This window comes from Cupriavidus sp. FW305-F7, assembly GCF_058782875.1.
The window spans coordinates 1-8,762 of the sequence record NZ_JBYSYC010000096.1; the positions used below are offsets into that span (position 1 = coordinate 1).

Annotated in this window: 9 protein-coding genes and 1 pseudogene; 3 read left to right on the forward strand and 7 right to left on the reverse strand. The window is 68.6% G+C overall.

Translation table 11 applies throughout. The annotated features are described in order from the left end of the window. Positions 1–155: 155 nt before the first annotated feature. The 5 genes and pseudogenes from AC3WL8_RS39260 to AC3WL8_RS39280 all read right to left on the reverse strand — a co-directional run bounded on the left by AC3WL8_RS39260 (position 156) and on the right by AC3WL8_RS39280 (position 3,537). Positions 156–830 (reverse strand): histidine phosphatase family protein, encoded by a 675-nt coding sequence (locus tag AC3WL8_RS39260; protein WP_013952395.1) that lies wholly within the window; start codon positions 828–830, stop codon positions 156–158. 198 nt (positions 831–1,028) lie between these two features. Then, positions 1,029–1,715 carry a TetR/AcrR family transcriptional regulator gene (locus AC3WL8_RS39265; RefSeq protein WP_013952396.1) on the reverse strand — a complete coding sequence of 229 codons (687 nt, stop codon included), beginning with the start codon at positions 1,713–1,715 and terminating at the stop codon, positions 1,029–1,031. A 160-nt stretch (positions 1,716–1,875) separates the two neighbouring features. Further along, complete coding sequence (locus AC3WL8_RS39270; RefSeq protein WP_492380196.1) at positions 1,876–2,064, reverse strand: VIT1/CCC1 transporter family protein; 189 nt, start codon at positions 2,062–2,064, stop codon at positions 1,876–1,878. A 61-nt stretch (positions 2,065–2,125) separates the two neighbouring features. Further along, positions 2,126–2,611 (reverse strand): annotated as a pseudogene (locus AC3WL8_RS39275) (VIT1/CCC1 transporter family protein); the annotation flags it as partial. A 23-nt stretch (positions 2,612–2,634) separates the two neighbouring features. Continuing rightward, entirely contained in the window at positions 2,635–3,537 is a 903-nt protein-coding gene (locus tag AC3WL8_RS39280; RefSeq protein ID WP_013952398.1) for a LysR family transcriptional regulator, read from the reverse strand. Positions 3,538–3,635: 98 nt separating this feature from the next. On the opposite strand from AC3WL8_RS39280, the gene AC3WL8_RS39285 reads away from it, so the two are divergent. The 3 genes from AC3WL8_RS39285 (at position 3,636) to AC3WL8_RS39295 (ending at position 6,453) form a co-directional block, all read left to right on the forward strand. After that, positions 3,636–4,277, forward strand: coding sequence for a glutathione S-transferase family protein (locus tag AC3WL8_RS39285; RefSeq protein WP_013952399.1), 642 nt, complete (start codon positions 3,636–3,638; stop codon positions 4,275–4,277). 54 nt (positions 4,278–4,331) lie between these two features. Beyond that, entirely contained in the window at positions 4,332–5,306 is a 975-nt protein-coding gene (locus AC3WL8_RS39290) for a pyridoxamine 5'-phosphate oxidase family protein (protein WP_211979729.1), read from the forward strand. Between the two features lie 139 nt (positions 5,307–5,445). Then, on the forward strand, positions 5,446–6,453 hold the full coding sequence (locus AC3WL8_RS39295) for a Bug family tripartite tricarboxylate transporter substrate binding protein (RefSeq protein WP_013952401.1): 1,008 nt from the start codon (positions 5,446–5,448) through the stop codon (positions 6,451–6,453). A gap of 29 nt (positions 6,454–6,482) precedes the next feature. Here the strand turns inward: AC3WL8_RS39295 and AC3WL8_RS39300 are convergent, their stop codons facing one another. After that, the gene (locus AC3WL8_RS39300; RefSeq protein WP_211979730.1) at positions 6,483–6,923 is read right to left on the reverse strand and encodes a hypothetical protein; all 441 of its coding nucleotides are present in this window, start codon (positions 6,921–6,923) and stop codon (positions 6,483–6,485) included. 113 nt (positions 6,924–7,036) lie between these two features. Then, positions 7,037–8,632, reverse strand: a complete 1,596-nt coding sequence (locus AC3WL8_RS39305; RefSeq protein ID WP_153955500.1) for an exonuclease domain-containing protein — start codon at positions 8,630–8,632, stop codon at positions 7,037–7,039. Positions 8,633–8,762 lie beyond the last annotated feature (130 nt).

The following is an 8,762-nucleotide window of genomic DNA, read 5'->3' on the forward strand; positions in this document are numbered from 1 at the left end:
CAGTTGGCGATCGTCCAAAAACGACGGGGGCGTAAGTGCCCCCGCGTGGTCAAAGCCCTGCCTAAGCGCTACACCGTTCGGTTCCTCAGAAAGGACCTTAACTGAACGGCATTACCGCGATATTGCGGCCTTTCTTGTTTGCGGTGTGTCGCGCGTCAGGCGAACGTCACTGCGCTGCGCCGGTCGGCGCGTTCCAGGTGCGGCACGTTGTTGAAGCTCAGCAGCCGCTGCACGCCGCGGCCGACGATGATCTCGCAGAACGCCGTGTTGCGGAATTGCAGGTTCATCTCGATGGCGGCCTGGGCCGGTGCGCCAAGCAGGTCGGCCGTGGCGCGACCGATGGCGCCACCGGAGCTCACCACCAGGATGGCATCCTCGCGCGTCGTGCCTTCGCTCGCGTGCGCCAGGGCGCCGGCAATGCGGGCGCCGAAATCGGCCCAGCTCTCGGGCATGTCGGCCAGCCCGTCCTGGGTCCATGCGGCGTAGGCCGCGCGGAAGGTGCGCCAGTAATCGTTGTAGTCGCCGTTCTGGTGCGCGCGGTGGTCGGCGCCGCCGGTGTGGCAACGGTACAGCGCCTCGCCGTCGTATTCGTTCAGGCCCGGGTGCGAGACGATCGCTGCCTGCGGCTGACCCATGCCGGCCAGGATCTCGCTGGCGGTGTCCTGCTGCCGCACTAGCGTGCCGGCTACCACGCGGCTGAAGCTGACGCCGCGCTCCTGGAAATACTCGCCCAGCCAGCGCGCCTGCTGGCGGCCGGTCGGCGACAGGCAATCGTAGTTGGCGGCGCCAAACGAGGCTTGTCCGTGCCGGACGAGGAAAAGCGTGGCCATGAGCGGTCCCGGTGAACGTTGATGCGGATAGGGCTGCGCCCGGCGCGCCGTTTTGCGGCAGGCCGGGGGCGCCGGGCACGGGGCCCGGCGTGGGCACATTCTAGGGAGGTCCGGCGCGCCAGCCAAGCAAGCGCTGCGCAATTCATGGCAGCCATGGCCTGGCTGCATTACCGCGGGTGGCGTGGGCCGGTGGTGTGCTCAGGCCGGCTCTGCGCAGGTGATGCCGAGATAGCCGGCCATCAGGCGGTTGAGTTCCGGGATCATCTGTTCGTCGTCGAGGTGCAGTGGGCCGGAATCATTGAGCACGGCATTGACCAGCACGCTGAACACCGCCTGCATGGCAAAGCGCACGCGCAGCTCGGCGGTCTCGGCAGGCATCGCCAGCCGTGGCACTAGCAACTGCACCATGCGCTCCACGATGGCTTCACCGCTCTGGCGGTGGGGCACCCATTCCTCGGGCCGCGTGGACGCATGCCGCAGCGATGCCCGGATCACGCCGCGGTTGGCCAGGGTGCCGAGCACCATGAAGCGCGCGGCCTTTTCCAGCAGCACCGGTGTCGGCACGTCCTCCCAGCGCTCCTGCGCCAGGTAGCGCTCGGTCGACGCGGCGGTTTCTTCCATGACCAGCGCGCGCAAGGCCTCGAAATAGGCCATCTTGTCGCGGAAGCGCCCATAGAAGGCGCCCACCGATACCTGGCACGCCGCGGCGATCTGCGCCACGGAAACGGCAGCAAAGTCACGCGAGGCAAGCAGTTCGCGGCCCGCGCCCAGCAAGGCCTGTTCGGTCTCGCGCGCACGGCGCTGGCGCGGCGGCTGCAGGATCGAGGGGGTATCGATACGGGGAAAGGAGGCGTTGGCGGTGAAGCCGGATTGGGTCGCTGACATAGGCACTCCGTATTCGAATTCTGATTCGAATTTGAAAATACCGGTGCGCGCCGCGACGCGTCAAGGGTTTTGTCGGGTGGTGGCCCGGCGTGGCGGGTGGGTGGGCTGCGCCGGAGGTGGCGGTGCGGCGCGCACGCTGCGCCGCTTGCCTCAGCGTGGGTCAGAGCGAGCCGAACACGGTGCCCAGTCCGTAGGTGAAGGCTGCCGCCATGCCCCCGATCAGCACCTGCCACAGCGCCGAGAACCATCCCGGGCGGCCATTGAACGACGAGGTGCCCCAGCCCACCAGGCCAAGGCCGGCCAGGCACGCGACGATGCTGCCGAGCTGCGCCGATGGCCCTGCGGTCACGAAGAACGGCAGCAACGGGCACCAGCGCACCGCTGCTGTACAGCACGAAGGAAATTACCGCCGCCTGCACCGGGTTGCCGCCGCGCTCCTGCGGGTTGATGCCCAGCACTTCGCGCGCAAAGGTGTCCAGGGCCGCGCGCGGGTTGCGCATGATCTCGTCGGCGGCGCGCCCGGCGTCGGCCGGGAGCACGCCCTTGCCCTCGATCACCGCGACCAGCCGCTGCCGGGCCCGGGCGGCATCATGCGCGAGCTCGTGCGCCATGTCGCGCAGGCGCTTGTTGTTCATCTCGCGGCTGTTGGTCACCGACAGCCATTCGCCCAGCGCCATCGAGCAAGCGCCCGCGGTCAGGCCCGCCAGCCCGGCCAGGATGACGGCCTCGCGCGAGGCCGCCGCGCCCTCCAGGCCCATCACCAGGCAGAAGCTTGACACCAGCCCGTCGTTGACGCCCAGCACGGCTGCGCGCAAGGCGTTGCCGCTCGGTCGATGGAGCAGGCGCCGCACGCGGGTGCCGAAGCCGGTTGGAGTGGGGGCGCTCGACAGGGGCATGGTCTTTTTGCGATGGAACGTTGTCAGTTGAAGCGCGGGCTCAGGTCATCCCGCATCCATTCGATAAAGGCGCGCGTGCGTGCCGGCAACAGCCGTGCATGGGGATAGATCAGCGACAGCGGCCATGCCGGTTGCTCGAAATCCTCCAGCACGATGCGCAGTTTGCGCGCCTCGACCAGTTGCGCGACCTGGTAAGACAGGAAGTGGCCGAAGCCCGCGCCTTCGGCACAGGCAGCCACGGCGGGCGCGGTCTGGTTGAATTCCAGGTTGCCGGACACCTGCACGTGGAACTCCCGGCCGTCTGCCTGGAAGGTCCACCAGTGCGCGTGGTTGCCGGTGAAGCGCACGCAGTTGGCGCTGGCCAGTTCCTCGGGATGGCGCGGCACGCCGTGCTTGCGCAGGTAGGCGGGCGTGGCCACCACCACGCGGCGGATGCGGCCGACGGTCTGTGCCACCAGCGTGGAATCGGCCAGCGGGCCGATGCGCACGCCCACGTCCAGGTCTTCTTCAAGCAGGTTCACCACGCGGTCGGTGAATTCCATGCGGCAGCGCACGCGCGGATAGCGCTGCACGAAACGTGTGACCGCCGGCGCCACATACATCTGCCCGAACAGCACCGAGGCGGTCAGCGTGAGCTGGCCGCTGGGTTCGACATGGCTGGCGGTCAGGCCGGCCTCGACCTCGTCGATGGTGGCCAGGATGCGCCGGCAGCTGTCCAGGTAGCTGCGCCCCTCGCCGGTCAGCGACAGCCGCCGCGTGGTGCGGTTGAGCAGCCGGACCTGCAATTCGGATTCCAGTGCCGCCAGCGTGCGCACCACCGCCGGCAACGAGGTATGCAGCGTCGTGGCGGCTGCCGTCAGGCTGCCTTCGTCGACGATCCGCACAAAGGTCTGCATCGCGCGTAGCTTGTCCATGGCGCCACACATTACTCCATTTTTTGGAGTAGTCAAATATCAATTGCCCTATTTATTGCAACGGGTTCGGCGTCCAGAATCCGGCTATCCCAACCGTTGAGGAGAGTGCCATGCAAGAGTCCAACCGCCCCGCCAAGCCGCTGGTGCTGTACCGCTCGCCGGTGTCCGGCCACGCCCATCGCGCAGAACTGTTCCTGGGGCTGCTGGGCTTGCCTTACCGTCTGGTGGACGTTGACCTGCGCGGCGGCGAGCAGCGCAGCGAGGCCTTCCTGCGCCTGAACCCGTTCGGCCAGGTGCCGGTGCTGGACGACGACGGCGTGGTCGTCGGCGATTCCAACGCCATCCTGGTCTACCTGGCCACGCGCTATGACGACGGCCGCTGGCTGCCGCGCGACCCGGTAGGCGCGGCGCGCGTGCAGCGCTGGCTGTCGGTGGCCGCCGGCGACATTGCCTTCGGGCCGGCGGCGGCGCGTCTGGGCGTGCTGTTCGGCAGGCCGGTGGCGATGGACGATGCCATCGCCCGCGCGCAGCGGCTGTTCACGCTGATGGAAACCCTGCTGGCCGGGCAGCCGTTCCTGGCGGCCGACCATGCCACCATCGCCGACGTGGCGGCCTACAGCTATATCGCCCGCGCCGAGGAAGGCAACGTGCCGCTGGCGCCGTACCCCGCGCTGAACGCCTGGCTGCGCCGCATCGAAGCCTTGCCCGGCTTCGTGCCGATGCTGGTGTCGAAAGTCGGCCTGGCCGCGTAGCGCCTGCCGGTCCCGCGTATCGACAATCTATCGGACAAGGATAAGGAGCCCGTCATGGATCTGCCCACATGGCCGCACGCCGGCCTGCCATTCCACGCCGGCGAACTGGCCGCTCAGGAGCGCGCCGGCAAGCGCGAACGCATGGCCGCGTCCGGCCCGCGGGTGATCCGTGGCGAGATGCCGGAGCAGCACCGCACGTTCTTTGCGCAGCTGCCGTTCCTGCTGGTTGGCGCCGTCGATGCCGACGGACAGCCCTGGGCCACGATGCTGGCCGGGACGCCGGGGTTTGCGCATACGCCTGACGCCACGCACCTGCGCATCGACGCCGTGCCGCTGCCCGGCGATCCGGCGGCCCCGGCACTGGCGCAGGGCGCGCGTATCGGCCTGCTCGGGATCGAGCTGCCTACGCGCCGGCGCAACCGCATGAACGGGATCATCGCGGCGCGCGACGAGGGCGGGATGACGGTCGAGGTCGAGCAGAGCTTTGGCAACTGCCCGCGCTATATCCAGTTGCGCGACGTGAGCCTTGCCGAGCCGGCGCCCGCGCCGCCCGCCTGGCACGGTGAAGCGCTGGACGAGCAGGCGGTGGCCTGGCTGCGCGGCGCCGATACCCTGTTCATCGCCACCAGCCACGCCGCGTCGCCGCAGGACGAGGGCGAGCACACGGGCGGCACCGATGTCTCGCACCGCGGCGGCAAGCCTGGCTTTATCCGCGTGGACGAGGCCGGCACGCTGACGTTCCCGGACTTCAACGGCAACAACTTCTTCAATACGGTCGGCAACCTGCTGGCCAATCCGCGTGCCGGGATTCTGGTGCCGGATTTTGCCGATGGCTCGCTGCTGCATGTGGGCGGGCGCGCCGAGGTGATCTGGGAGGGCGAGGATCTGGCCTCGTTCACCGGCGCCGAACGGCTGGTGCGGTTGCATGTCGAGCGCGTGATACGGCGGCCGGCGGTGCTGCCGCTGCGCTTCGGATTTCGGGAGTATTCGCCCGTGCTGGCGGACACGGGCGCGTGGCCGGCGCGCTGAGCCGGCGGCTCGAGTCTTTCGTGTTGTCATGAAAATGACATCAAAAAGTCACAAAAGAGTCACAATGGCGGTTGGCGACTGTCCGTAGCACGCCGACCAGGGCGCTGGCGGGCAGCCCTGTATCAAGGAGAAATCAACCGTGGACAAGACGAAGAATAAGCTGCAAGCCCGCCGGGACATCCTGAAACACGCACTGCTGGCCCTGGCCGCCGCGCCGCTGGCGCTGGCGGCGGGGACCGCGCAAGCAGCCTGGCCGGAAAAGCCGATCCGGCTGGTGGTGGCATTTCCGCCCGGCGGTCCGGTCGACACGCACGCGCGCCTGCTGGCCGAAAAGCTGCAGCCGATCCTTGGCCAGACGATCGTGATCGACTATAAGGCCGGCGCGGCCGGCAATATCGGCTCGGACAACGTCGCCAAGTCCGCGCCGGACGGTTACACGCTGCTGCTGGCCAACACCGGGCAGATGGCCATCAACAATTCGCTCTATCCCAAGCTGCCCTACAGCATGCCGAAGGACTTCGCGCCGGTGGCACGTACCGCGCTGATCCCGCTGGTGATGGTGGTCAACAACAACGTGCCGGCGCGCGACCTGAAGACGTTCATCAGCTATGCCAAGGCCAACCCGGGCAAGCTGAATTTTGCGTCAGGCGGCAATGGCGGCATCTCGCACCTGATGCCGGAAATGTTCAAGCAGGCTTCGGGCACGTTCATCGTCCATATCCCGTACAAGGGCAGCTCGCCGGCGCTGACCGACGTGATGGGCGGCCAGGCGCAGATGATGGCCGACTCGATCCCGCTGTTCACGCAGTACATCAAGGCGGGCAAGGTGCGTGCGCTGGCGGTGACGTCGCCGCAGCGCTCGCCCGCGCTGCCGGATGTGCCGACGATGCAGGAGGCCGGGCTGAAGGGCTTCGAAGTGGTGGGCTTCTACGGCATGTTGGCGCCGGCGGGCACGCCCAAGGACGTGGTCGCGCGCCTGTCCGGTGCCTTGCGCACGGTGCTGGCCGACCCCGACACCAAGGCGAAGCTCGAGCAGCAGGGTGCCGAGCCCGCATGGCAGTCGCCGGAGGCCTTTGCCGCCACGATCACTGTCGAGCAGAAGCGCTGGGGGCAGGCGGTGAAGGCGTCGGGCGCCAGTATCGACTGAGCCGGGCTGGCACCCGCGGGCGCCGTGGCTCAGCTGTGCCCCCGATATTTCAGGCTGGCGCAGTGGCCGATGAGCGTGGTGATGCAGCAGGCATCGCCGCGCCACTCGCCGCCGATCACGATGCCGTCCTGGCCGGTCACCAGCTTGCGCTGGCATTGGCCCGGCACCGGCGTGCGCTCCATGCCGGCATCGCGCGGGCCGCTGCCCGGCGCGCGCGCGGGCGCAACCGAATCGTTCCAGACATAAGCCGTGCCGGAGGGCAGCGCCTGCACCGCTTGCGGTGGACCCCACTGGCGTTTCGCCTCATCGATGGGGACGTTTTTCCAGGAATCGAAGACGTCCTGCATGGCGCTGGCCTCCAGGCCGGCGCAGGCACCGGTGATGGCTGCCGCCCACAAGACGGCCAGGCTTGCACGCAGGCTGGCGGCGCCGTGGGCCGTTTCGGCAGGAGGGACTGGGTTGGCTGGCATGTAGGCTCCGCGTCGGCGCGGCCGGCTGCAAGGGCCGGCCTGTGCAGGCTAACGGAGCCGCGCGTCTCGCTGCAAGCGCACTCTGCGCGATGACGCACAGAGCGTGGCCGGCTTCAGTCGGCGAACAAGCCCAGGGGTTGCTGCGCGGCAGCCGGCGGCGCCTTGCGGGCAGTCTGCCCGGCCGGGATGCGTGCCGGGCGTGGTGCCTCGGCGGGGGCCTCGGGGGCGGTCAGCGTGAACGGTCTGTGCACGGACAGCGGCATCGCCTGTGGCATCCATTGCGCCAGCCGCGGCGCGAGGATCTGGTACGTATCGAGGTCGAAATGCGCTGGTGCCGCCGCCAGCGCCTGCGCTTCTTCCAGCGTGGCAGCGCAGCCCAGGTAGCACCAGTCGTCGGCGACATGCCACCAGGCGCGTCCGTCGTGCTGCTCGCGCCAGGCGGCCGGGCCATCGAAGGGCCAGGGCATCAGCGCGATCGGCGCCAGGGCGGCGGCTAGCCGGGCGCGGTGCGCGCTCGACGGCTCGGCGCCGACGCAGGCCCCGGCGCAGCGATGGACCTGGCGCGCAAAGCAGGGGCTGCCACGGCGGGTGGTTTTCTCCAGCGACAGCGTGGCCAGGCACAGGCCGTGCTCCTGCGCCAGTGCGCGCAAGCGAGCCTCGGCCGCGCCGCGGTTGCCGAACACGCCGAACAGGTCGCGATGCCGGCAGAAATCCGTATCGCGATCCGAGCGCAGCCGTGGCACCGGCAACTGCTGCGGCAGTTCCCAGGCAAAGAGCCGGGCATTGCGGCGCAACAGCTGGTTGTGCACTGGCTGCATCGCCTTGACCAGCCGGGCCTCCAGCAGCAGAGCGCCGGTCTCGCCGCCAGTCTCGCGCCATTCCACGCGGCGTACCAGCCGGGCCAGCCGCATGTCCTTACCGTACCGGTAGTCGCCTGAGAAATGGGCGCCGATCCGTTGCCGCAGGTGCACGCTCTTGCCGACATAGAGTGGCACGTCCTGGTCGCCATAGAAGATATAGACGCCGGGCGCCGCCGGCACGTCTTCCAGCGCGGTTTCGTCCAGGCCGGCCGGCAGGCTGGCCCGCCGCACGAGCGTGCGCACGGCCGATTCCACCAGTTCGACGGAATACGTGGCATGGATCTTCTGCCAGAACTGCCACAGCAGCTCGGCATCGGCCAGCGCGCGGTGGCGGCCCTTGGGCGTCAGGCCGAAGCGTGCGATCAGCGCGTCCAGGCCGTGGCGTTCCACGGAAGGGAACAGCGAGCGCGACAGCCTTACCGTGCACAACACGTCGGCCCGGAAGGTCACGCCGGCACGCCGGAAGGCGTTCTTCAGGAAGCCATAGTCGAAGCGCGCGTTGTGCGCCACGAACAAGCGGCCTTGCAGGCGCTCGGCAAGCGATTCCGCCAGTGACTCGAAGGTCGGCTGACCGTGCACCATCTCTTCGGTAATGCCGGTCATGCGCTGGATGAACGGCGGGATCGACATGCCGGGGTCGAGCAGGGTGTCCCATTCAATGATGCCGTCCGGGCCGACTTCGACCACGCCGATCTCGGTGATGCGGTCGCGCTGGGCGTCCGCGCCGGTAGTCTCCAGATCGACAAAGACAATAGGGCGCGACAGCGCTGCGGCGAGAGACTGGGCGTCGAGCAGGCGCGCACCGTCCGCTGGCAGGCGCGACGGCAGGTAGGTAGGCATGTCAGGCATCTGCCGATTTTAAGGGCGCGCTGACGGCGGCACGAAGAAGTTTTCAAAAACCCCTTGCCAACCCCGCTGCGGTCACTTAATATTCGCCCCCTCGCAACACAACGCAGCGCTGCAAAGCAGACGCAGCAAG

What these genes read in the sequence shown, in the direction of transcription:
- AC3WL8_RS39260 (WP_013952395.1), bottom strand. Translation starts at nt 830, where the DNA reads ATGGCCACGCTTTTCCTCGTCCGGCACGGACAAGCCTCGTTTGGCGCC.
- AC3WL8_RS39265 (WP_013952396.1), bottom strand. Translation starts at nt 1,715, where the DNA reads ATGTCAGCGACCCAATCCGGCTTCACCGCCAACGCCTCCTTTCCCCGT.
- AC3WL8_RS39280 (WP_013952398.1), bottom strand. Translation starts at nt 3,537, where the DNA reads ATGTGTGGCGCCATGGACAAGCTACGCGCGATGCAGACCTTTGTGCGG.
- AC3WL8_RS39285 (WP_013952399.1), top strand. Translation starts at nt 3,636, where the DNA reads ATGCAAGAGTCCAACCGCCCCGCCAAGCCGCTGGTGCTGTACCGCTCG.
- AC3WL8_RS39290 (WP_211979729.1), top strand. Translation starts at nt 4,332, where the DNA reads ATGGATCTGCCCACATGGCCGCACGCCGGCCTGCCATTCCACGCCGGC.
- AC3WL8_RS39300 (WP_211979730.1), bottom strand. Translation starts at nt 6,923, where the DNA reads ATGCCAGCCAACCCAGTCCCTCCTGCCGAAACGGCCCACGGCGCCGCC.
- AC3WL8_RS39305 (WP_153955500.1), bottom strand. Translation starts at nt 8,632, where the DNA reads ATGCCTGACATGCCTACCTACCTGCCGTCGCGCCTGCCAGCGGACGGT.